Genomic DNA, 24,408 nt, shown 5'->3' with positions numbered 1-24,408 from the left:
TCAATGTAGCACGCCTTTTTCATCTTCGACGTGCGCAGATACGCATTATTTCTGCGCCGGACAGCCATGCTCGCTAAACGGCCCAATCATGACCGACGGCCCGAGATATTTCGGCTGGCGATGGAGGATTTTCGCATCAATCACCGCGCTGACTCTGGCAAGTTTTTCCCGCAGTTGAGTATATAAACCGTGCTTCATATTCAGGTCTGGTGCGTTAAAACCGATAGCATCGATGCCGTACTGTTTTGCCAGCCAGATGGCGCGTTGGTTATGAAATTCTTGCGAAATAATGGTGATATGGTTTTCACCAAACACCTTTTTGGCGCGTACCACCGAATCAAGTGTCGAGAATCCGGCATAGTCGCAGAAGATGGCTTTTGCCGGAACGCCCTTAGCGATTAAAGCCTGTTGCATTCCGGACGCTTCATCGTAATTTTTACGTCCGTTATCGCCACTGACTAACAGCCATTTCACTTTTCCGGCATGGTACAACTCTGCGGCGGTATCAATGCGTCGGGTAAAGTAGCGATTACCCGGCCTCGCTCCCAGCAATAAACCCACGTTACGCGCTGGAACGGCGTTGATATCGCTCCAGGTCAGCTGCTTGCTGGCGGTGACCATTGCGCGATCGGCGATAAAAATGGTCGCTCCTGCCACAAGCAACAATAAACAGGCAATTTTAAGAGTCCGGCGAGAAAAACAAACGCGGCGAAGAAGGCGAGCAAATGCGCGCAGCATGGCCGTTATCCTTAACGAAAAGAGGGGCGTCGATTTTAGGCGTTAATGATTGAAAATATAACGCCTGGCATCATTTTCAGATTTTGTCTTGCCCAAGCGACAACTGCGTTAGCCACAGCCGGGTGTCGAACTCAAGCTGGTGGTACTGTGGCTCCATATGGCAGCACAACTGGTAGAACGCTTTGTTATGCTCTTTCTCCTTCAGGTGCGCCAGTTCGTGCACCACTATCATGCGCAAAAACGGTTCCGGCGCATTGCGAAACACGGTAGCGACGCGGATCTCCGCTTTTGCTTTCAGTTTGCCGCCCTGCACACGCGAAACAGCGGTATGTAACCCGAGCGCGTTTTTCAGCACGTGGATCTTGTTGTCATACATCACTTTATTGATCGGCGGGGCGTTACGCAGAAACTGATTTTTCAGATCCTGGGTATATTGCCAGAGTGCTTTATCGGTGGCGTAGTCGTGCGTTCCCGGATAGCGTTTTGCCAGCACATCGCCCAGACGTTGTTCATTAATCAGCGTGCGCACCTGGGAAAGTAGCTGCTCGGGATAACCCTGAAGATAAGTAAGATTGCTCATAACCGCCCACGAAAAAGAGAAAAAGGGTATACTCACGCACCCTTTTCAGGGGCAACGTCGAAATTTTATCATTCAGGAGGGCCGATGAGCCACTTAGACAACGGTTTCCGTTCACTGACACTACAACGTTTCCCGGCGACGGATGACGTTAACCCGCTGCAGGCGTGGGAAGCGGCGGATGAGTATCTGCTGCAACAGTTGGACGATACAGAAATCTGCGGCCCGGTGTTGATCCTGAATGATGCCTTCGGCGCGTTAAGCTGTGCGTTGGCAGAACATAAGCCGTACAGCATTGGCGACTCATACATCAGTGAACTGGCGACGCGCGAGAATTTACGCCTCAACGGGATTGATGAGTCGAGCGTGAAGTTTCTCGACAGCACCGCTGACTATCCGCAACAGCCGGGCGTGGTGCTGATCAAAGTACCGAAAACGCTGGCATTGCTGGAACAACAACTGCGTGCGTTGCGCAAAGTGGTCACGCCAGATACGCGCATTATTGCCGGTGCTAAAGCCCGCGATATCCACACTTCCACGCTGGAACTGTTTGAAAAAGTGCTCGGCCCGACCACCACCACGCTGGCATGGAAAAAAGCGCGACTGATTAACTGTACATTCAACGAGCCGCCGCTGGCCGATGCGCCGCAGACTGTTAGCTGGAAGCTGGAAGGCACTGACTGGACTATCCACAATCACGCAAATGTCTTCTCCCGCACCGGGCTGGATATTGGCGCGCGCTTCTTTATGCAGCATCTGCCGGAGAATCTCGAAGGTGAGATTGTCGATCTCGGCTGTGGTAACGGCGTTATTGGCCTGACATTGCTCGATAAAAACCCGCAGGCGAAAGTGGTGTTTGTCGATGAATCGCCAATGGCGGTTGCTTCCAGCCGTTTGAACGTTGAAACCAACATGCCTGAGGCGCTGGATCGCTGCGAGTTTATGATCAACAACGCGCTCTCCGGCGTGGAGCCTTTCCGCTTTAATGCTGTGCTCTGCAACCCGCCGTTTCACCAGCAACATGCGCTGACCGATAACGTCGCCTGGGAGATGTTCCACCACGCCCGCCGCTGCCTGAAAATCAATGGTGAGCTGTATATCGTTGCCAACCGCCATCTGGATTACTTCCACAAACTGAAGAAAATTTTCGGCAACTGCACCACTATTGCCACGAATAATAAATTTGTGGTGCTGAAGGCGGTGAAGTTAGGGCGTCGTCGGTAAGATTTATGCGCAATGCCGGATTGTGGTTGAAATACCCGATCCGGTAATTGAATTTATTGTTATTCCATTATTTTTAATCTGTTAATTTAAATAAAATAATTCTAAATAGAAGAGGTCTGTTTAAGGACTTTTTTGTCTGGTTGTCATTCTATATTCTTAACGATCTTCATCAGCATATCATTGATTGGAATAATTATGGATAAATATACTTTGCTAGGACTTGCTGTTACTGTTCCTGTTGCTCTGACGTGGGCGTGGATGGATGTAAAAAGAAAACGTAAAAAAAGAGACAATGCTCCACTGCTAAATGATACGATGCGTTATGTTAATGGAACGCACCTTGTAATTACAGTATTAAATCGCGGTGATTATCGGTTATTAGCGAGCCATGAGTATAATAAAGATAATCGTTTTACTGCAAAAGGTCGTTGTAAACGATTCTGGGGGATAAAAGACATATCTGCGGGTATGGAGATGGTCCAGTCACTTGTTGATGGCCGCCATAACGAACAATTTCTCCGGGAGTTTAATCATCTAAATGAAAATGTCATAAATTTAGATACAGAGCAAAACTGGCAAACATTATTTGAAAATCTCACTGATAAAAAACTGCTGCCTAAAATGAGAGTAATGCATGATGCTCTTCTTGATTTTGGCAACAATGCGATTCTCGCATGGGATTTAAGTCGAGCAAATCATTTATTAGCGGATTACTATTTAGCAGGATGGATAGATGAACAACGTTATATGAAAGAAGTCTTTGATGTAACATCAAAAATTCAGAAAAGTTTTTCATCATGGAGCGAATTTAATAAAAGCTATTTATATGGTTATCTTTGGTGGAGTGGGGAAGATCAACAACATGATCTTAAAAAATTAGGCTGCTATCACAATAGAGTCGTGATTATAAATAAACATCAGGATGTGGCTAACAGTCCATTTAAGTTAGACTGGAATACACCATTAAAAATAGAAAAGTCACCCTATGCTTGAATTAATTGTGTAAGGGAAAAAATGATTGCGATTGCCGACATCTTGCAGGCGGGAGAAAAGCTAACTGCTGTGGCACCTTTTCTTGCGGGTATCCAGAACGAAGAACAATACGCCCAGGCGCTGGAACTGGTCGATCATCTGCTGCTTAACGATCCTGAAAATCCCTTGCTGGATCTGGTGTGTGCCAAAATAACCGCGTGGGAAGAATCAGCGCCCGAATTTGCTGAATTTAATGCCATGGCTCAAGCCATGCCAGGTGGTGTTGCTGTGATTCGTACCCTGATGGATCAATACGGCTTAACCCTTTCCGATCTGCCGGAAATTGGTAGCAAATCGATGGTGTCACGCGTTTTGAACGGGAAGAGAAAATTAACACTGGAACACGCTAAAAAACTGGCTGCGCGATTCGGTATTTCTCCTGCGTTGTTTATTGATTAACGCTACCTGCCGGATGAGGTGTGAACGCAGCATCCGGCACGTCAAATAACGGTTTAAATCTCCAGCGCAAGCCGTGTTCCCTGGGCAATCGCTCGGCGTGCGTCCAGCTCCATAGCCACGTCGCAGCCACCGATCAAATGCACAGTTGTTCCTGCATCGATTAAGGGTTGTGCCAGCGCGCGGTTTGGCTCCTGCCCCGCGCAGATCACCACATGATCTACCGCCAAAATTTGCGGTTCACCGTTGATCACCACATGTAGTCCGTCATCGTCAATCTTCTGATAACTTACGCCAGGGATCATTTTCACGCCTCGCGAGAGCAGGGTGGTGCGATGGATCCAGCCTGTGGTTTTACCCAGCCCCTGACCCGGTTTACTGGCTTTGCGCTGGAGCATCACAATCTGTCGTGGGCTACGGGGGATCTGCATACCTTGCGAACTTAAGCCACCAGCTTGTTGCAGGCTGCTGTCGATGCCCCATTCTGTGCAGAACTCGGCAATATTCTGGCTGGTGGATTCACCAGGCTGACAGAGATACATCGCCGTATCAAAACCAATCCCGCCACAACCGATGATGGCGACTTTGTTGCCCACCGGCGCTTTGTCGCGCAATACGTCGAGATAACTCAGCACCTTCGGATGATCGATACCATCGATGGGCGGAATGCGCGGTACGATCCCACTGGCGAGAATCGTTTCATCGAACGCCTGTAACTGATCCGCCGTCACGGTGTGATTGAGTTTGAGCGTTACGCCCGTCACTTCGATCATCCGCCGGTAGTAGCGCAGCGTTTCGTAAAACTCCTCTTTGCCAGGGATCTGTTTGGCGATATTAAACTGCCCGCCGATCTCGCTATGTGCATCAAACAACGTTACCTGATGACCACGCGCCGCCGCGTTAATGGCAAACGCCAGCCCCGCCGGACCGGCACCGACCACCGCCAGATTTTTTTTCTGCACGGCGGGAAGGATTGGCATTTTGGTTTCATGGCAGGCGCGAGGATTCACCAGGCACGAGGTGACTTTGCCGACGAAGATCTGATCGAGGCAGGCCTGATTGCAGCCAATACAAGTGTTGATCTCATCGGCTCGTCCCGATTGCGCTTTTGACAGCAGCTCCGCATCGGCGAGAAATGGTCGCGCCATCGACACCATATCGGCATCGCCGCGCGAGAGAATATCGTCGGCAACCTGTGGATCGTTAATCCGGTTGGTGGTCACCAGCGGCAGCGAGACGTGACCTTTCAGTTTGCGCGTGACCCAGCTAAATGCGCCGCGCGGCACGGGCGTGGCGATGGTCGGAATACGCGCTTCATGCCAGCCAATGCCGGTGTTGATAATGGTTGCGCCAGCCGCTTCGATGGCCTGCGCCAGTTGTACCGTTTCGGCAAAAGTCCCGCCGCCTTCTACCAGGTCGAGCATCGACAGCCGGTAGATAATAATGAAGTCGTTGCCGACGCGTTCGCGCACCGCACGCACTACTTCTACGGCAAACCGCATCCGGTTAGGGTAATCACCGCCCCACTGGTCGCTACGCTGATTGGTGCGCAGAGTCAGAAATTCGTTGATCAAATACCCTTCGGAACCCATCACCTCTACGCCATCGTATCCGGCTTCCCGCGCCAGTTGCGCGCAGCGGGCGAAATTGTCGATCAGTTGCAGGATCTCTTCATGGCTTAACTCATGGGGAACGAAACGGTTGATGGGAGCCTGCAATGCGGAAGGTGCCACCAGATGTGGCTGGTAGCTGTAGCGCCCGGTATGCAAAATTTGCAGGGCGATTTTGCCGCCTTCCTGATGCACCGCTTCAGTAATGGTGCGATGGTGCGGGATCTGACTGACGTCATTGAGCATTGCGCCGCCTTCCATGCCAACGCCTGTGAAATCTGGCGCAATGCCGCCGCTGACAATCAGCGCCACGCCGTGACGGGCGCGTTCAGCATAAAACGCTGCCAGCCGTTCAGCGCCGTCCGGGTATTCCTCCAGCCCCGTGTGCATTGAACCCATCAGTACTCGGTTTTTTAACGTGGTGAAGCCTAAATCCAGCGGGGCGAACAGCGACGGGTAGCTCATAAAATTGTCCAGTATGTAAAATAATTGTTATGTGGTCGGATGAGTTCTAATTTAGCCGTCGCCGGGGAAAAGGGAAAAGGGGAGTGCGGGGTTTGTGATGGGATTCAAAAAGAATACGCCCATTGGAAATGCCGGATACGACGCTTGTCGCGCCTTATCCGACCTGAGGGAGCGTACAACCAGGGCGGATAAGGCGTTTACGCCGTATCCGCCAGCCGTTGTAAATTACTGCTTACGGAAAAAATCGTTATACAACATATACAAATGCGCGGCACTCCAGGAGAAATTGGGTGCCCCTTGCTGCGCGCCGGTCAGCGGATTGTAATTCTCCTGAATCGGACCATCGGCGGTTAATCCTTTGGCGTGCTGGAAGAACGTATCTGCCAGTTTCAGGGCATCATCGCGATAACCGTAACGCTCCATCCCTTTCAGTCCAAACCAGAACTGATCCACCCATACGCGCCCGCGCCAGTAGATATCCGCACCAAAAGCCGGGTTGGTTAACGCCGCCGTTCCCAGCGGTACAAAGGTGTTGAACTCTTTAGTGTCCAGCATCACCTTCACCACCGCGTCGGCATTGGTCTGCGTTGCCGCACCGTTAAACAGCGGCGACCAGCCTTCTGGCCCTTTACCGCGCTCGACAATTGGTTTGCCTGCGCAGCCGTTCGCCAGCGGTTTATCTTCAATGCGCACGTCATAGTAGAACTGCGTAGTCGGGTCGAACATACAGGTGTTGATGTAGTCCGCGAGCTGCTGTGCCAACTGGCGATAGCGTTTGGCCTCTTCCGGTTTACCGAGGATGGTTGCCATCTCCGCCAGATAATGGTTATCGCTGTACATATAGCTGGCCTGATCCACCGACTCCTGCAACAACGAGTAGCCCAGTAGTGTTCCGTCCTGACTGCGGTTCTCGGCGAATTTCACCGTCCAGTCGCTACGTTTGCCGCCGTTAGCGACATATTTATCCAATTGTTCTTTGTCGATAAAACCAAAGACGGCGGCGTCATCACGCCCCGATTCCCACGACGCAGCAACCTGTGCCGGAATTTCCAGACTGTCGTACTGGCCTTTCTCCACCACCCGGGCGTAGTTGTTCAGCCCAGACTGCGTCTCTTCTTTGTCACCTTTTTTAACCGTAAACAGCATCTCGCCGTTCTCAGTGTTGTGGGCTTTGTCGCGGGTCGCGCCATATTCCGGTACGCCGTTGCCGTTATGATCGCGGTTACGTAACCACCAGTCGTGATAGGCCACCAGTTTTGGGTACATCTCTGCCACCCAGGCTTTATCCTGGGTGACGTTGTACACTTCCATCACCGACCAGGCGGCAAGGCTGGGTTTGGTGTTACGTTCGTTCCAGTTGCCGCCGTCACCGCCGCGCTCGGGGCTAAGGTTCCACGCAATCAGGTCGGGGACAAAGCCCACATCCTGCGGACGCACGGCGTCGCCGGGCTGGATCTGCCAGGAGAAGACCGCGCGGATATTCTCTTTGGCGATGTCCGGATTGAAATGCGCCATCGCAAACGCCTGCTTCCAGGTATCCCACGGCCAGGTCTGATTGCCGGAGAACCAGCGCCCGGTCACCGACGGCGTGACGGTGTTATATTTCACCGCACCGCCAGGCGAGCGCCAGTTACCGTTAAGCGTTTCGATTGCTTTCACCGCGACGCGCGTCTGTTCCGGCGTCGCATCCGGATTGGTTAACCCTTTCTTCAGATACTCTTCCCAGCGTTGCTGCGAGGTGGTGAGATAAAACGCCGGACGCGCCAGAATATCGCGGATTTGCATCTGCTCTTTGCTAACTTCCTGAGCGGTCAGCAGGTGGGAGTAGGTGGTATAGAGCGTCGTCGACCCGTTGATATGCGCCTTACTGGTAAAGCGATTGCCGCTGATTTCAGTCTGCACCGGCAGGGATTTATGCACCTGATATTCCGATTCGCCGGAGGTCAGTAGATCCCAGGTGGCGCGCACTTTGCCAAAGGTGACTTTCAGGCCATCACGGGTGGCGCTGATTTTGCGTTGATAATCAGGGTACTCGCCAGCAATGGTTTTATCGGAAAGCGGTTTCCCTTCCTTCGCTTCCAGTTTTTCCAGCAGCTCGCCATCCCACACCAGATCCAGCGGTTTATCGCTGGTGATTTTGGTTTCCAGTAGTGAGGTGCGCGGCGTGGCGAAGCGCAGGGTCATTTCAACCTGCACATCTTTTGCTGTCAGTTTTTGCACCAGCGCGCCGGGAATACTGTATGCCTCCAGCGTGAAGTTGACTTTCTTGCCGTCCTGCCAGACGGTCAGGCGGTCGAAATTGGTCGCCATAAAGTTGATGTACTCTTCCGTCAGCAGCGCAACGCCCGGAAAACCGCCCATCGTGTTCGGGCCGTCTGGCAACAAGTGACCATGCCAGGCGCCGAGATCGAAAAACGGATTAAAACGCTGGTGGTCGTCGTAATCGTAATCCTTCATGTACTGCGGCGCGCCGGTACGGTTAATCACGTTTTTATAGTTGTCGGCGTTAGCGGCATGGGCGGAAAAGCTCATCAGCAGAGCACAGGTTACTGGCGTTAAAATAGTTTTGATTTTCATGAAATTACTGTCCTTATTACCAGTAAAAATATTGCATCAGGAAGAGTTGGTCGCTGGGATCGTTAGAGGCATTTTTCATGTAGAAGCGGCTATCGAAAGCCGTTGCGAAACGTCCGCCGCCGTATTCGTACCAGACACCAAACTGCATAAAGGAGGTGGTTTCATCGTCAGCGTGGTCAGAGCGATGTTTGGCGTAGGTGTAAGCGGTGGAGAGATAAACGCCCTTTAACGCTTCATACATGGCGCTCACCATCATCCCACTTTCGCTTCCCGGTACGTCCAGCCCGTCGGCGCGTCCGGTATGGTGCCAGGCGCGGGCAGCGAAGTTAGGGGTAAGCAGACCCGTGAGATAGAGTTGTCCTGTGCCGTCGGTGATTTCCAGACCGTTCATCCAGGTGACGCCTTCGGCAAGGTCATACTGGATGTAACCGTTCATCATTGCCGGATAGGTGTATTTGTCGTCGTAGCGATCGTATTTGCCAAAATGCAGCCAGGCTTTGCTTTCGTCATGATGTCCGGCAGGCGTGGCGGTGACGCTATAGCGGAAGTTACCGGTTAAGTTCTGCACCTTCAGCGCGGCCATAATGTCGCGGGTATTGGGAATGACGTAGCCCAGATCGGGCGTGAAATCGCCCCACCATTGCAGGTCATCCAGCGAGGAATCCTGGCGCAGACTGAGCATGATTTCGGTGCCATCGTTAGTACGATAACCGCCATAAAAACGGTTAATCCCACCTTCAAAACCACCCCAGCTATGGTCAGGCACCCAGGCATTGCCGTCGTGGTCGGCCTGCACGGTCCAGCCTTCGCCGTAAATCAGGCCGAACCAGGAGCCATATTTCATCTCCAGACCGCCTTCGATATAAGTTCCGTCGCTGTATTTATGTTTATTCTCACCCTCTAAATCCATATACCCACCAACCCCTAATTCACCATAAAAACGAAATGAAGGAGAAGATGTTGAGGTAATGGCGGGTGTTTTTGTGTCGTCATGTTCTGCCGGACGCACTTCTTCAGCGGCCGCAGAAAACGCGTAGCAAAACGGCAGAGCAAGTAATGCTCTGCATGGTGCAGTGATTAATTTCATTGTGTTAATCCATGAGCTAAATAAAAAATACAGCCTTTTATCGTTGTAATTATAAAAATATTAAGGCAGAAACTATTTTCCCTCTCCCCATCCAGGAAGAGAGAAAATGCCTGCTCATTTTTTATTAGTCTGCTTAATCAACATTGTTGGCTGGCGTCGCTTCAATATGGCGCTCTTCAGCCGTGAGTCCCTTTATATATTTACTGTATTTCCACCACGCAAAGCCGAGGAAGATAACAATACCGCCGACGTTATAAAAAATGATGGTCAGAATATTCGCACCAGTCGGGAATGTCGAAGCGACAAATCCTACGGCAAATATCGCAATCAGCATTGAAACAACGATAATACCGGTGCGGCGGGAACCCATACGGAAATCGCGTGGCAGGTGATCTAATTTGGCGCGTAAATTCAGATACGCCAGCATGATGAATAACGGCGGAAGCATGGACGCAGCGGCAGTCATATTAATAATGGTATTCATCAGATCCTGCACGGTATTGGAGCCGAGCATCGGGATAATCATCAGCGGGATGACGATCAGGAACTGGATCCACGCTGCGCGCGCCGGAACGCCGTTTTCGTTCAGTTCAACGGTTTTCTTACCAAAGATGCCTTCCGGGATTTCGGAGAAGAAAATTTTCACCGGCGTTGCGGTCCACATCAGCAGGGAACCGAACATCGCAGTAAAGGAAACAAGGCCAACAAAGCGATTCATTAACGCTTCCGGCAGACCAAAATACGCCGCCATGCCGTGGAATACCTGTACCGATCCGCCGGTAAACTTCAACTCTTTGCTGCTGACGAAGACGTTAATCAGCACCGAGGAGACGGAGTACAGTACACCAATGAAAATCCCGGCGAGGATGATCACTTTAACGAACGATTTCGAACCGCCTTTGACGTCGTTAACGTACACCGCGACGGACTCCGCGCCGCCTGCGGCCATAAAGATCCAGGTGGTAACGCCGAGGAACGCCCAGTTGAAGTTCGGGATCATCGCGTCAACGGTGATCGGATCGGCAGGCTGTACGCCACCAACCAGCGCCGTACCTGCCAGTAAAATGTAGGAGAGCGTTAACAGCAGCATTAGCGTTGAGGTCACGGAGGTGATTGGCCCCAGCATTTTCGCCCCGTTGGTAGAAACCCAGGTGGAGAAGGCGAACAGCACCATACTGATAATGGTGGTAGCAACCGGCGTCATAATATATTCGTAGCCGAGGAAGGCATATGAAGCGTAAGCAATAACGCGCGGCAACAGCGAGGTGAAAAAGAACAGGTTTACGAACCAGTAGGTATAGGCAGTAATAAATGCCCAACGTCCGCCCAGCGAGCTTTTTACCCACGCGTAGACACCGGCTTCCGAGTTTTTGTTTAACGAGACAAATTCTGCGATGATCAGACAGAAGGGGATAAAATAAAAAATCGTTGCGAGGAAAAACATCGGCGCCGAGGCCAGTCCAAGCTCAATATTATTATTGATAACGTTGTTAAAGCTGTAAACGGCGGCAAAAGTCAGCGAGAGCAAGCCGAATTTGCCGATTGTATTACGTTTGGTATCAGACATAACACATCTCCGAAAATGAGTAGGGTAGCGGTGGCGGCAAACTCCTTTTGCCGCCGTAGTTGTTATTTGTTATGGAAATAACCATCTTCGATGGTGACTTTGAGAACGACTTTTTTGACCGCGTTATTGCAGATAAAACGATATGCTTCATGGATATCGCAAATAACGATTTGCCCTTCGTGAACCTCGACGGTTTCTCCGCAGCCTTTTAAATATTCACGGTCAGTTTCATCGCGATAATATTCCACTACCTGTAATGTCTCTTTCGGCGCATATTCAATCTTTTGCTGCCCTTGCAGGTAGTAATGCACTTCAAAATAACGACGATGCCCGGTAAATAACGCATCGGTCGCGGAGTCATTTTCCACACGGTAGGTCAATGAGTCACCGATGGAGTGGGCGACGCCAGGCTGAATGTTGTCGATATTTTCAATCGCTTCAACGCAGCGTTGCCACTTCTTGCCAGAGGCGTAAATCTGGCGGAACTGTTCTAAGTTATCGATGATCCTCATTGCTTATTCTCGCTGTGCAAATTCGTGGAAAAGAATCCTGCGCCGAACTCATACGACGCCAGGCTTTGCGCGGTGGCTTCTCCGCCAGAAACCGGCAGCAACGTAAAGCCGTAGCTGAAGTCACGGAACCAGACGCGCCAGGAGTCCAGCACCTCGCTGCCCCAGGAGTTGGAGCCGAGGCCAAGCAGTTGGTGGTCAAGATTCAGGGTGATGTCATCACTGCGCTGAAGTTCGTTGCAGTGTTGCGCGGCGTGGATGTTCTCCTGGGTGTAGTGCCAGGCGCTGAAGTTAATTGGGCGCTGCGGAACCACCAGCAGACCGTTGCCGTGGCGGTTAGTCAGTGCCGTCCAGCGGACATGCTGACGGTTGCCGTTGTTCTGCGGGAAGGGATAGTTCTCGAACATGGCATCGACGTTGCTGCGCCAGATATCGATGATGTTAGCCTGCTGGCTGTCGGCGTAGTTTTCGCCCGGCCCGCGTCCGTAATACGCCACCTGGTCGTATTCGCCGTTAATCCCTATGGTGAAACCGATGCATGGAATGATGTGCGGATAGTCGCCGTAACGCTCGCCGGAAAGCGCCACGTTAACCTGTCCATCGGCAGCGATGCGCCAGATGTAGGTGCAGCGCATCCCGAAGTCAAACACTGGCGGGGCAATAACTGTGCGGCTGATGATCAACACTTCGCCATCACTTTGCTCAACGGCAAAGTCGCGCAGATGTTCCTGCATGATCTGCAAATGATTCGGCTGCCACAGCCCTTCGTACTCCTGCTTGTGGTTGTCGATCATCGGTTTGAAGAAGTTGATCTTTGGCTCGCGGGTCAGCAGCGACTCGCCATTCACCTGCCAGGATGTCGGTTTGCCACTCATTTTTGAGAAGGTGATCGCGAAGTTGTAGCCGCGAACGGTGCAACTCAAACGATCGTCTTCCAGCGTCAGCGGACGAGCATTATTCGGCGCGAAAGGCACCGGCTGTGCGGTGTTTTCCTTCAGCGGGAACTGATAAGTGGCGATAGGATGTCCGGCTTCGCTGTAGCGGGTACGGGAATCCTTGGTCACTGTAATGTTGAGGAACGTTTCGCGGGCGTCCAGTTGCGGCAGCGTAATGTGCAATGGCGCTTCGCTGTTTGGTGCAACGTCGCGCAGTTTAATCTGCTGCGTCGCGAGCGTTTCACCTTCGGCGCGCACCTCTACGTGCAGGGTGTAGTCATCAAGCGTGGTAAACCACAGTTTATTTTCTACTTTCAGCTCGCCGCGAGTCAGATCCAGCGCGTGGATTTTTACCGGCGCAATAACCTGTTTGTACTCTTTCAGACCTGGTCCCGGCGTTTGATCGGAATAGATCAAACCATCAAGACAGAAGTTATAGTTGTTGGGATAGTCGCCGTAATCGCCGCCGAATTTATACCAGACGTTGCCGTTGTCATCCTGCGCCTGGATCCCGTGGTCGCACCATTCCCAGACATAATGTCCCTGAATGCAATCGTGCTTATAGAAGACGTTCTGATATTCCGTCAGCCCGCCAGGTCCATTCCCCATCGCATGAGCGTATTCGCAGATGATGCGCGGCTTCGGATGCGGGTATTCACCAAACTCATTCATCAGCGGTACGCGGGTGTACATGGTGGAAATAATATCGACCACTTCAGCATCGCGATCTTCTTCGTAATGCACCAGACGCGTGTCATCGAGCGCCTTCGCCGCGTGGTACATCGCGCGGATGTTACAGCCATAGCCGGATTCGTTGCCCAGCGACCAGATGATGATCGACGGATGGTTTTTCTGCGCGTGAATATGGCGAATGATGCGCTCGACGTAGACCTTTTCCCACTGCGGATCGTCGGTTATGCGGCTGATATCGCCGACGTTAGCAAAGCCGTGCGATTCGACGTCGGTTTCCGCCATCACAAACAGGCCGTAGATATCACACAGTTCGTAGAAACGCGGATCGTTCGGGTAGTGAGCGGTACGCACGGAGTTGATGTTGTGCTGTTTCATCAACTGAAGATCTTTCTCGACGCGATCCATCCCAACGGCGCGGCCTTTGCGATGATCGTTGTCGTGACGATTGACGCCGTGCAGCATCACATAACGGTTATTGATCCAGAACAGACCGTCGCGCACTTTGATATCACGGAAGCCGACGCGTTGTGGCACCACTTCCAGAACGTTGCCGTCGGCGTCTTTCAGCGTCATGACCAGATGGTAAAGATAAGGAGATTCTGCCGACCATTGCTGCGGCTGTTCGACAGTAAAAGCAAAGCTGGCGCTGGTTATTTTTTCAATTGCCAGATGAGGAATGGCGCTGCTGTGCACCACGCGTTCGCCATCAAACAGGGTATATTCCAGCGTCGTTACGACAGGGGAGGCGGCGAGATTTTCCAGCACCACTTCGCAGGAGAGAGTGGCATCGCAATAGGCTTCGTCAAAGTCGGTGCGCACGGTGAAATCGTTAATATGCGTCGGTTGTTTACCGATCAGATAAACATCGCGGAAGATCCCTGCCGACCACCACATATCCTGGTCTTCCACGTAGGTGGAATCCGCCCACTGCATCACGCGCACACATAACAGGTTGTCGCCGGTTTTAACCATCGCACTGATGTCAAACTCTGCGGTCAGGCGACTGCCCTTGCTGAAACCCACATACTGACCGTTAACGTAAACTTCAAAATAGGTTTCGACGCCGTCAAATTTAATCAGTGTCTGCTTGCCCTGCCATCCGTCGCTGAGGGCGAAAATACGTTGATAGGCACCGGTTGGGTTATTGCTGGGGACAAATGGCACATCGATGGGGAACGGAAAACCTTCGTCGGTATATTGCAGTTTGCCGTGGCCTTCCATTTGCCACATGGCGGGGACGGTGATGTGCCCCCAGTCAGTCATTAACTCGGAAGTGAAGGCTTCTGGCACTTGCAACGGATGGTCAAAAAAATGGAAATTCCACTGACCGCTTAAGGGCAGAAACAGGCTGCTGGTTTCGCGGGCAAAGGTACGCGCCTGCGTAACAGAATCATATGAAAAAAAGTACGCACGCGGCGCAAGTCGGTTTTCGTGGGTGAGCTGAATGTTTTCCCAGCGATTCATAGGGCCTCCCGGTAGAGAGAAATCGGAACCATTCGTGGTGATGGTAGTTTGTGTAATTGCTGGGGAGTTTAGTAAAATTTTTACTAAAAAGTAGCAGGTAAATGCATTTACTTTAACTGGATCACGAAAATAAACGGCAGCACTGTCCGGCAAAAACGATTGCCGGACAGTGTGTAAGGGGATTTAGCGGGTGGTGCCGCGCAGTTTTAATTTGCTGGGAACGAACACTAACAGCGGCAGCGCGCGACCATCGCGAGCCTTTTCATACAACAGGTTAACGCCCTGGCTTCCCATCATTTCGGAATGGATGCGCACGGTTGAGAGCGGCGGAAAGGTAAATCGCGCGGTGGGGATGTCGTTGACGCTGATAAGCGAAATATCCTGCGGGATGTTCAGGCCGCGTTCATGAATTGCCCGCAGTACGCCGATAGCAATGGAATCAGAAGCGACAAACAACGCCTTCGGGTAGTCTTCCCGCGCCAGCATTTGCTTTGCCAGTTCATAGCCCGACGAACTGGAAAAACCGCCGCGCCAGATGTCCTCTTCGCGTACCACTTGCTTCAGTCGGCCATATTCCGCAAAGGCGACCTCACGAATATCCGCCTTGCCAGGCTCATCTTCGCCGCCAATAAAACCAATACGATTAACGCCCTGATCGATGTAGAAGTCGATGATTTCCTTACTGATGCGTGCCAGATCGATATCCACCGCATCGTAACCGCTGCCGGGTTCGTGAAAGTCGATAAAACAGATATTGTCGGTCAATGCGCTGGCGGCGGCGCGCAGGGCAGGCGTGGGTTTGCCGACAATCAAAATGCCGGTGACGTTTTTAATGTCCGGCAAGCCGTTGTGTTCATAACAGTTGGTCAGTTCGATCGCCAGCTTTTCGCACTGGGTTTCAATGCCGTGGCGGATCGCCAGATAGTAAGGATCGTTGATCTCCAGCTCCTGTTGGTAGCTGTAGATAGCCAGAATATGGTGTTGGTTGACTGCGCCTGTCTGTAGTTTTCGGGCGCTACTGGTCTTGTACTCCAGCTTTTCGGCGATCTCAAGAATGCGATGTTTCGTCTCTTCTTTCACATTCAACGTCGGATCGTCATTTAAGACCCTGGATACTGTCGCCAGGGATACGCCAGCTTCGATTGCGATGTCTTTTAGTGTTGCCATGTTTACCTTTTTTACTTTCCCTGATGTGCGTCTCCATTGTAGAGGAAGTGCTTATCGGGTCACCTGTTTTCAGTAAATAAAGCGCGTTTCTTTGACGCTGTAACGGTAACACAGCGGCTCACGAATGTGATCACGCCTGCATTCTCCATTTTTAGCCTACAGGATTGAGAAAAACCTTTGCTATAGTTTAGTAAAATTTTACTTGAAGGAGGGAACAATGGAAACCGTGGCTTACGCTGATTTTGCACGTCTGGAAATGCGCGTCGGGAAAATTGTGGATGTGAAACGCCATGAAAACGCCGACAAGCTGTACATCGTACAGGTTGATGTGGGGGAAAAAACGCTGCAAACCGTGACCAGCCTGGTGCCGTACTACAGCGAAGAAGAGCTGATGGGGAAAACGGTGGTGGTCTTGTGCAATCTGCAAAAAGCGAAAATGCGCGGTGAAACCTCGGAATGCATGCTGTTGTGTGCGGAAACCGATGACGGCAGTGAAAGCGTACTGTTAACGCCGGAACGGATGATGCCTGCGGGCGTGCGAATCGTATAAAGAGATCGGATGGCGACGTTGCATCGCCATCCGATTTGATATTACGCTTCTTCGACACTTACTCGCATGGCCGCCAGCGCCTTACGCGCCGCTTTGATCACCAGTTCACACTGTTCAATGGTCAGCGTCAGTGGCGGTTCAATGCGGATCGTTTTGGCGTTGTTGAGCGTGCCGGCAACCAGCACGCGCTGGCGGAACATCTCGCTGGCAAAGTTGTAGCCGATTTCGTTATCAACAAACTCAATCGCCATCAACATCCCTTTACCACGCGCTTCCTGTACCAGATCGGGATATTCCCGCGCCAGTTGACGGAAACCGTCCAGCAACATATCGCCTTTTTGTTCAGCCTGAGCCGGTAAGTTTTGTTCCAGCAACACATTGATGGTCGCCAGCGCCGCCGCACAGGCCAGCGGGTTGCCGCCAAAGGTGGTGGTATGCAGGAACGGGTTGTCGAACAGGACTGAGAACACCTCTTCGGTAGCAATAGTTGCGCCAATTGGCATCACGCCGCCGCCGAGGGCTTTCGCCAGACACAGGATGTCCGGCTGAACGTTCTCATGCTCGCAGGCGAACATCTTGCCCGTACGCCCCATGCCTGTTTGCACTTCATCGAGGATCATCAGTGCGCCGAACTCATCGCACAGCTTACGCACGGCGGTGAGATAGCCCGGCGGCGGCAGAATGACGCCACCTTCGCCCTGAATCGGCTCAAGGATCACCGCAGCCACATCATCACCGGTTTTTTTGCACTCGCTAAGGGCCGTGCGTATGGCTTCGATATTGCCAAACGGTACATGACGGAAGCCCGGCAGCAGCGGCATAAACGGTTTGCGGAAGGTCGATTTCGCCGTGGCTGACAGCGCGCCAAGCGATTTACCGTGGAACGCGCCGCTGGTGGCGATAAAAGTAAACTTGCCGCGCGGTGACTGATAAGCCTTCGCCAGTTTCAGCGCCGCTTCAACGGACTCGGTGCCGCTATTACAGAAGAAGCTGTATTTCAGTTTACCGGGCGTTAGCGCAGCAAGGGTTTTCGCCAGCATCGCCCGTAATGGGTCGAGCAGCTCCTGGCTGTGCAGCGGTTGTTTCGCAAGTTGATTCTGTACGGCGGAAACCACAACTGGATTACGGTGCCCCACGTTGAAAATTCCAAAACCTCCCAGGCAGTCGATAAACTCCTGTCCCTGGGTGTCGACAAGCGTATTTAAACCTCCCGCTTGCCACTCTACGGCTCCGTAATCCCCGCCGGCGGTAACAGATTTGCGATACTCTAAAAACCCCGGATTGACATGCTCTTTGAAGTATTCAATCACCTCCCGGTTAAGTGCTTTCATCTCCTCATGATCCAGCGTTCGCTTCTCTATGAGATTCAGGGCGTGGGCGCTGCACGCTAAAGCCGATGCGCTCGAAGGTAACCTGTTCAAAATATGCTCCGGAGGCTCGCGTATCACATGATACCGATTTAAGTATTGCAGGGATTGCGCCACTCCGGCTGCGATCGCGAAAATCGGGATAAACACAAATTACGTTATCATTTACGCAACATTTAATTCCAATTGTTAACCATTGTTGTTATTTTGCACGATTTTTATCGGGCGCACCTCCTGTTATCAAGGAGTAAATGCACCATGCCAGGGCAATAATTGCCTGATTGTTGAGCAATATAATAAACGTGCCGGGATAGTACCCAAATGAAAGTATTTTAAATCAAGGAATTAGGTTTTGTGCTTTAATCGAAAATTGCGATCTAAATCAAATTAAACCACTAAAGATAACCGCACCGGAGCCGACATAACTTCTGACAAGAAGTTAACAACAATATAACCTGCACAGGACGCGATTATGTCTTCTCATCCGTATGTCACCCAGCAAAATATCCCGCTGGCTGACGATACCACTCTGATGTCTACTACCAATCTACAAAGCTATATCACACATGCTAATGACACTTTTGTGCAGGTTAGCGGCTATACCTTGCAAGAGCTACAGGGGCAGCCGCATAACATGGTGCGCCATCCGGATATGCCAAAAGCGGCCTTTGCGGATATGTGGTACACCCTGAAACAGGGAGAACCCTGGAGTGGTATTGTGAAAAATCGGCACAAAAATGGCGATCATTACTGGGTGCGAGCGAATGTGGTGCCGATGGTGCGCGAGGGCAAAATTAGTGGGTATATGTCGATTCGCACGCGGGCGACGGATGACGAGATCGCAGCGGTAGAGCCGCTGTACAAGGCGCTGAATGCCGGACGCACAAATAAGCGTATTCATAAAGGTCTGGTGGTGCGTAAAGGCTGGCTGGGAAAACTGCCTTCATTGCCGCTTCGCTGGCGGGCGCGTGGAGTGATGGCGCTGATGTTTATCGTGCTGGCGGCCATGCTTTGGTTTGTTGCTGCCCCGGTGGTGACGTATTTCCTCTGCGCGTTAGTGATGTTGCTGGCAACTGTCTGTTTTGAATGGCAGATAGTGCGCCCGATAGAAAATGTTGCCCGTCAGGCACTGAAGGTGGCGACCGGAGAACGTAATAGTGTTGAGCATTTGAATCGCAGCGATGAGCTGGGGCTGACATTACGCGCGGTAGGGCAGCTTGGCCTGATGTGCCGCTGGTTGATTAATGATGTCTCAAGCCAGGTGTCCAGCGTCAGAAACGGCAGCGAGACGCTGGCGAAAGGCACAGATGAACTGAATGAGCATACTCAGCAGACGGTAGATAACGTTCAGCAAACGGTGGCGACCATGAACCAGATGGCAGCGTCGGTAAAACAGAACTCTGCCACGGCGTCGGCTGCCGATAAACTTTCTATTACCGCCAGTAATGCGGCGGTGCAGGGCGGGGAAGCGATGACCACGGTGATCAAGACGATGGATGATATTGCTGATAGTACCCAGCGCATTGGCACCATTACTTCGCTGATTAACGATATTGCGTTTCAGACCAATATCCTCGCTCTGAATGCAGCGGTGGAAGCGGCACGCGCCGGAGAACAAGGCAAAGGTTTCGCGGTTGTTGCGGGTGAGGTGCGTCATTTAGCCAGCCGCAGCGCCAATGCTGCCAACGATATTCGCAAGCTGATTGATGCCAGTGCTGATAAGGTGCAATCCGGTTCGCAACAGGTACACGCCGCCGGACGGACGATGGACGATATTGTGGTGCAGGTAAAAAACGTCACGCAGTTGATCGCCCAGATCAGCCATTCAACGCTGGAACAGGCCGATGGGCTTTCCTGCCTGACCCGTGCGGTAGATGAGCTTAACCTGATCACCCAGAAAAATGCCGAACTGGTGGAAGAGAGTGCGCAGGTGTCGGCAATGGTGAAACACCGCGCCAGCCGACTGGAAGACGCGGTGACGGTGCTGCATTAATCGGTGTGCCGCATTCGGCGGTTGGTACACAATGCCTGATGCGATGCTGGCGCATCTTATCAGGCCTACGGGTGGGTAGGCGGATAAGGTGTTTACACCGCATCCGGCAGTTGGTGATTAATCCAGTTGCGTAATATCAAAAGCGGCGCGGTCGATCACCGCAATGATCTTTTTTATCTGCGCGTCGGTGATATCGCTCTGGTTGACGCGTAAGTCCAGCACCGCTTTAAAATTATCCAGCGCCCGCTTCATTTGCGGGTTCTGGCGCAGCGCCGCACCAACACAACGCGCTTTGATGCGTTCCTCAATCATCTCTACTTGTTCGCGGTTTTCTTCCAGCCACTGTGCGCCCTGTTCGGTCAGCGCAATCTGCTTCTTGCCGCCTTCCTCTTCGCGAATGGTAATTAGCGACTGCTCCTGGAGAAAATCCAGCGTCGGGTAGATGACGCCAGGGCTTGGGGTGTAATTCCCCTGGGTCAGATTCTCAATCGCTTTAATCAACTCATAACCGTGGCTGTCATCGCGCGAGAGAATATCCAGAATTACCAGTCGCAATTCACCGTGACCAAAGAAACGCTGCCGACGACCGCCGCCGCGACCGTGGCGACCACCGCAGCATTGACCGTGTTCATGCTGGTGACCGTGCCCGCAGTGCTCGTGTTCTGACTTCTCACCTTTGCAGCAGCCTTCATGGCGTGGCTGGCCTTCATGTTTACAACACCCTTCGTGATGATGGCTCATATCAGCCTCCTTTTGCTTAATTAGATATATCTAATTTATATCTGATATGTGAGTTGCTGCAAGTACAAAAATGATTTTTAAACGCAAATGTACTCAACATGTAGGCCGGATAAGGCGTTCACGCCGCATCCGGCAGCCTTGCTACGGTGCTGAATGACTTCACATACTTCAGATATATCAGTACTACAAATTGCTTGCATTTATCATGATTAACAATCATTATCATTTGCGAATTTTATTTAGATATATCTGATTACCATCACGAAGGCGATAACAATGAATAACTCTCCCCGCTACCCACAGCGCGTTCGCAATGATCTGCGCTTCCGTGAACTGACCGTGTTACGCGTTGAGCACATCAGCGCCGGTTTTCAGCGTCTTGTCCTCGGCGGCGAGGCGCTAGACGGTTTTACGTCGCGCGGCTTTGACGATCACAGCAAACTCTTCTTTCCTCAACCTGACGCTCACTTTGTGCCGCCAACGGTAACTGAAGAGGGGATCGTCTGGCCGGAAGGGCCACGTCCACCGTCGCGCGACTATACGCCACTGTATGATGAGCAGCGCCATGAACTGGCGATCGATTTCTTTATTCATGACGGTGGTGTCGCCAGCGGCTGGGCGATGCAGGCGCAACCGGGCGATAAACTCACAGTAGCCGGACCGCGTGGTTCACTGGTGGTGCCGGAGGATTACGCGTATCAGGTGTATGTCTGTGATGAATCCGGAATGCCCGCACTGCGCCGCCGCCTGGAAACGTTGAGCAAACTTGCCGTTAAACCGCAAGTTACCGCGCTGGTCAGCGTGCGGGATAACGCCTGTCAGGATTATCTCGCGCACCTTGACGGTTTTAACATCGAGTGGCTGGCGCATGATGAGCAGGCGGTGGACGCGCGTCTGGCGCAGCTGGAAATTCCTGCCGATGATTATTTCATCTGGATAACCGGCGAAGGCAAGGTGGTTAAGAATTTAAGCCGCCGCTTTGAAGCGGAACAATATGACCCACAGCGGGTACGCGCAGCGGCTTACTGGCACGCAAAGTAATTGATATATGAAAAAAGGCTGACGATTTCTCGTCAGCCTTTGCTGTATCTGGTGGCCCCTGCTGGACTTGAACCAGCGACCAAGCGATTATGAGTCGCCTGCTCTAACCACTGAGCTAAGGGGCCATGGTAGCGGATTATAAAGTAACTCCGTGCTGCAATCCAGCCATTAGCGCGCGGCTGCTGTTTTTATAAACAATGTGTTTTCAATTCGTTATACTTCCTGCGAGTTGTGTTGTTCAGGAGTTAATATGGTTGACGATATTCTTGCGCCAGGATTGCGTGTGGTGTTTTGTGGCATCAATCCGGGTCTTTCTTCCGCAGAGTCTGGCTTTCCGTTTGCCCATCCGGCAAATCGCTTCTGGAAGGTGATTTATCAGGCCGGATTTACCGACCGTCAGTTGAAGCCGCAGGAAGCGCAGCATCTGCTGGATTATCGTTGCGGCGTTACCAAACTGGTAGATCGTCCAACGGTGCAAGCCAATGAAGTTTCAAAGCAGGAGCTGCACGCAGGCGGGCGTAAGCTGATTGAAAAAATTGAAGATTACCAACCACAAGCGTTGGCGATTCTGGGGAAACAGGCGTTTGAGCAAGGATTCAGCCAGCGTGGGGCGCAGTGGGGAAAACAAACGCTCACTATTGGTTCGACGCAGATTTGGGTGTTGCCGAATCCCAGCGGTTTAAGTCGCGTTTCACTGGAGAAACTGGTTGAGGCGTATCGGGAACTGGATCAGGCGCTGGTGGTGCGTGGGCGATAAAAACGCCACCGAAAAGGTGGCGTTTGTGCAGAGGGACTAGTGCCGGGTGCGGCGTAACGCCTATCCGGCCTACCGATTAATCGTCCAGGAAGCTACGCAGCACTTCAGAACGGCTCGGGTGACGCAGTTTACGCAGCGCCTTCGCTTCGATCTGACGGATACGTTCACGGGTAACGTCGAACTGTTTACCTACTTCTTCCAGCGTGTGGTCGGTGTTCATGTCGATACCGAAACGCATACGCAGAACTTTCGCTTCACGCGCGGTCAGGCCAGCAAGCACGTCGTGCGTTGCCGCACGCAGGCTTTCAGTGGTCGCAGAATCCAGCGGCAGTTCGAGGGTGGTATCCTCGATGAAATCTCCCAGATGCGAATCTTCATCATCACCGATCGGCGTTTCCATGGAGATTGGCTCTTTGGCGATCTTCAGCACTTTGCGGATTTTGTCTTCCGGCATCAGCATACGTTCAGCCAGTTCTTCCGGCGTCGGTTCACGACCCATTTCTTGCAGCATCTGGCGAGAAATACGGTTGAGCTTGTTGATGGTCTCAATCATATGCACCGGAATACGGATGGTGCGCGCCTGATCCGCGATAGAGCGGGTGATCGCCTGACGGATCCACCAGGTTGCGTAGGTGGAGAACTTGTAACCACGACGGTATTCGAATTTATCAACCGCTTTCATCAGACCGATGTTGCCTTCCTGAATCAGATCGAGGAACTGCAAGCCACGGTTGGTGTATTTCTTAGCGATAGAAATAACCAGACGTAAGTTCGCTTCAACCATCTCTTTCTTCGCACGGCGGGCTTTCGCTTCACCGATGGACATGCGACGGTTAATGTCTTTAACCTGCTCAATGGTCAGGCCGGTTTCTTCTTCAATCTGCTGCAGTTTCTGCAGGGCGCGATGCACTTCTTCAGAGACATCGTGCAGTTTTTCCGACCACGGCTTGTTCATCGCAATTGCCGCGTTGAACCAGGTATCGCTGGTTTCGTTGCCGGTAAACAGGGTGATGAAGTTTTTCTTCGGCATTTTGCACTGCTCAACGCAGAGCTTCATGATCAGACGTTCTTGTGTACGAACGCGATCCATCATGACGCGCATACTGTTGACCAGGTAGTCAAACTGCTTCGGCACCAGGCGGAACTGTTTGAATACTTCAGACAGTTTCAGGATCTCTTCCTGAGCAGCAGCGTGGCTGCGGCCTTTCGCTTTGATGGTGTCACGCGTTACAACGTACTGAGCGCGCAGTTCAGCAAATTTTTCACGAGCCAGTTCCGGGTCGATGCTGTTGTCATCGTCGGCACTGTCGTCGTCGGCATCTTCTTCGTCTTCATCTTCGTCATCGTCCAGATCTTCTTGAGAAAGCTCTGAACCGACGTGAGTGGCGGTTGGCGCCAGATCTTCTTCTGCGTTCGGGTCAACAAAGCCAGTGATCAGATCGGACAGACGCGCTTCTTCTGCTTCAACACGATCGTACTGTTCCAGCAGATAGGTGATCGCTTCCGGATATTCAGCAACGGAGCATTGAACCTGGTTGATCCCGTCTTCGATGCGTTTAGCGATGTCAATTTCGCCTTCGCGGGTCAACAGTTCAACGGTGCCCATTTCACGCATGTACATGCGTACCGGGTCAGTCGTACGCCCGATTTCAGATTCCACGCTGGAAAGCACCTGCGCGGCGGCTTCGGCAGCATCTTCGTCTGCTGTGTTTTCAGCCAGCATCAGGTCATCGGCATCCGGCGCTTCTTCCATCACCTGAATGCCCATGTCATTGATCATTTGGATGATGTCTTCGATCTGATCGGAATCGACGATATCTTCCGGCAGATGGTCATTGACCTCGGCATAGGTCAGATAGCCTTGCTCCTTACCACGGGTGACAAGAAGTTTCAGCTGTGACTGCGGGTTTTGCTCCAT

At 52.0% G+C, this 24,408-nt stretch carries 19 protein-coding genes and 1 tRNA gene; 7 read left to right on the top strand and 13 right to left on the bottom strand.

Annotated elements, in window-relative coordinates:
• Positions 1 to 45: 45 nt before the first annotated feature.
• Together WES_RS03065 and WES_RS03070 are read right to left on the bottom strand one after the other, a co-directional pair.
• On the bottom strand, positions 46 to 738 hold the full coding sequence (locus WES_RS03065; protein ID WP_016159742.1) for a SanA/YdcF family protein: 693 nt from the start codon (positions 736 to 738) through the stop codon (positions 46 to 48).
• Between the two features lie 76 nt (positions 739 to 814).
• The gene (locus WES_RS03070; protein ID WP_001295542.1) at positions 815 to 1,318 is read right to left on the bottom strand and encodes a M48 metallopeptidase family protein; all 504 of its coding nucleotides are present in this window, start codon (positions 1,316 to 1,318) and stop codon (positions 815 to 817) included.
• 84 nt (positions 1,319 to 1,402) lie between these two features.
• On the opposite strand from WES_RS03070, the gene rlmG reads away from it, so the two are divergent.
• From rlmG to higA, 3 genes are all read left to right on the top strand, one after another.
• On the top strand, positions 1,403 to 2,539 hold the full coding sequence (rlmG, locus tag WES_RS03075; protein ID WP_000018652.1) for a 23S rRNA (guanine(1835)-N(2))-methyltransferase RlmG: 1,137 nt from the start codon (positions 1,403 to 1,405) through the stop codon (positions 2,537 to 2,539).
• Positions 2,540 to 2,734: 195 nt separating this feature from the next.
• Positions 2,735 to 3,532 (top strand): DUF1266 domain-containing protein, encoded by a 798-nt coding sequence (locus tag WES_RS03080; RefSeq protein ID WP_016159743.1) that lies wholly within the window; start codon positions 2,735 to 2,737, stop codon positions 3,530 to 3,532.
• 21 nt (positions 3,533 to 3,553) lie between these two features.
• On the top strand, positions 3,554 to 3,970 hold the full coding sequence (gene higA / locus WES_RS03085; protein WP_000560254.1) for a type II toxin-antitoxin system antitoxin HigA: 417 nt from the start codon (positions 3,554 to 3,556) through the stop codon (positions 3,968 to 3,970).
• Between the two features lie 53 nt (positions 3,971 to 4,023).
• On the opposite strand, the gene fadH is transcribed toward higA, so the two are convergent.
• From fadH to ebgR, 7 genes are all read right to left on the bottom strand, one after another.
• On the bottom strand, positions 4,024 to 6,042 hold the full coding sequence (gene fadH, locus WES_RS03090; protein ID WP_016159744.1) for an NADPH-dependent 2,4-dienoyl-CoA reductase: 2,019 nt from the start codon (positions 6,040 to 6,042) through the stop codon (positions 4,024 to 4,026).
• A 225-nt stretch (positions 6,043 to 6,267) separates the two neighbouring features.
• A complete protein-coding gene (gene ygjK, locus WES_RS03095) occupies positions 6,268 to 8,619 on the bottom strand; it encodes an alpha-glucosidase (protein ID WP_016159745.1) in 2,352 nt (783 codons plus the stop codon).
• 16 nt (positions 8,620 to 8,635) lie between these two features.
• The gene (gene ygjJ / locus WES_RS03100; RefSeq protein ID WP_016159746.1) at positions 8,636 to 9,706 is read right to left on the bottom strand and encodes a protein YgjJ; all 1,071 of its coding nucleotides are present in this window, start codon (positions 9,704 to 9,706) and stop codon (positions 8,636 to 8,638) included.
• Positions 9,707 to 9,839: 133 nt separating this feature from the next.
• Entirely contained in the window at positions 9,840 to 11,273 is a 1,434-nt protein-coding gene (locus WES_RS03105; RefSeq protein ID WP_001285444.1) for an amino acid permease, read from the bottom strand.
• Between the two features lie 62 nt (positions 11,274 to 11,335).
• A complete protein-coding gene (locus WES_RS03110; RefSeq protein WP_001219943.1) occupies positions 11,336 to 11,785 on the bottom strand; it encodes a beta-galactosidase subunit beta in 450 nt (149 codons plus the stop codon).
• A complete protein-coding gene (gene ebgA / locus WES_RS03115; RefSeq protein WP_016159747.1) occupies positions 11,782 to 14,874 on the bottom strand; it encodes a beta-galactosidase subunit alpha in 3,093 nt (1,030 codons plus the stop codon). Before ebgA ends, WES_RS03110 begins: the two co-directional genes overlap by 4 nt.
• Positions 14,875 to 15,057: 183 nt before the next feature.
• A complete protein-coding gene (ebgR, locus tag WES_RS03120) occupies positions 15,058 to 16,041 on the bottom strand; it encodes a transcriptional regulator EbgR (RefSeq protein ID WP_000212439.1) in 984 nt (327 codons plus the stop codon).
• A gap of 217 nt (positions 16,042 to 16,258) precedes the next feature.
• On the opposite strand from ebgR, the gene WES_RS03125 reads away from it, so the two are divergent.
• Positions 16,259 to 16,591, top strand: a complete 333-nt coding sequence (locus tag WES_RS03125) for a tRNA-binding protein (protein WP_000450586.1) — start codon at positions 16,259 to 16,261, stop codon at positions 16,589 to 16,591.
• Positions 16,592 to 16,632: 41 nt separating this feature from the next.
• Here the strand turns inward: WES_RS03125 and ygjG are convergent, their stop codons facing one another.
• Positions 16,633 to 18,012 carry a putrescine aminotransferase gene (ygjG, locus tag WES_RS03130; RefSeq protein WP_032147932.1) on the bottom strand — a complete coding sequence of 460 codons (1,380 nt, stop codon included), beginning with the start codon at positions 18,010 to 18,012 and terminating at the stop codon, positions 16,633 to 16,635.
• A gap of 418 nt (positions 18,013 to 18,430) precedes the next feature.
• Between ygjG and aer the strand changes: the two genes are divergently transcribed.
• Positions 18,431 to 19,951, top strand: coding sequence for an aerotaxis sensor receptor Aer (gene aer / locus WES_RS03135; protein ID WP_016159749.1), 1,521 nt, complete (start codon positions 18,431 to 18,433; stop codon positions 19,949 to 19,951).
• A gap of 117 nt (positions 19,952 to 20,068) precedes the next feature.
• Here the strand turns inward: aer and nfeR are convergent, their stop codons facing one another.
• Positions 20,069 to 20,692 carry a DNA-binding transcriptional regulator NfeR gene (nfeR, locus tag WES_RS03140; protein ID WP_000018005.1) on the bottom strand — a complete coding sequence of 208 codons (624 nt, stop codon included), beginning with the start codon at positions 20,690 to 20,692 and terminating at the stop codon, positions 20,069 to 20,071.
• 276 nt (positions 20,693 to 20,968) lie between these two features.
• Between nfeR and nfeF the strand changes: the two genes are divergently transcribed.
• Complete coding sequence (gene nfeF / locus WES_RS03145; protein WP_016159750.1) at positions 20,969 to 21,733, top strand: NADPH-dependent ferric chelate reductase NfeF; 765 nt, start codon at positions 20,969 to 20,971, stop codon at positions 21,731 to 21,733.
• A 49-nt stretch (positions 21,734 to 21,782) separates the two neighbouring features.
• Here nfeF and WES_RS03150 read toward each other — a convergent pair.
• Positions 21,783 to 21,858 (bottom strand) — tRNA-Ile (locus tag WES_RS03150).
• A gap of 125 nt (positions 21,859 to 21,983) precedes the next feature.
• Between WES_RS03150 and mug the strand changes: the two genes are divergently transcribed.
• Positions 21,984 to 22,490, top strand: coding sequence for a G/U mismatch-specific DNA glycosylase (gene mug, locus WES_RS03155; protein ID WP_016159751.1), 507 nt, complete (start codon positions 21,984 to 21,986; stop codon positions 22,488 to 22,490).
• A 76-nt stretch (positions 22,491 to 22,566) separates the two neighbouring features.
• On the opposite strand, the gene rpoD is transcribed toward mug, so the two are convergent.
• On the bottom strand, positions 22,567 to 24,408 hold the full coding sequence (gene rpoD, locus WES_RS03160; RefSeq protein ID WP_000437367.1) for an RNA polymerase sigma factor RpoD: 1,842 nt from the start codon (positions 24,406 to 24,408) through the stop codon (positions 22,567 to 22,569).

Origin of the sequence: Escherichia sp. KTE31 (genome assembly GCF_000407925.1) — a bacterium.
Taxonomy (GTDB): domain Bacteria; phylum Pseudomonadota; class Gammaproteobacteria; order Enterobacterales; family Enterobacteriaceae; genus Escherichia; species Escherichia ruysiae.
Note: the sequence above shows the minus strand (reverse complement) of the source record. Positions and strands in the feature narration are given on the sequence as shown.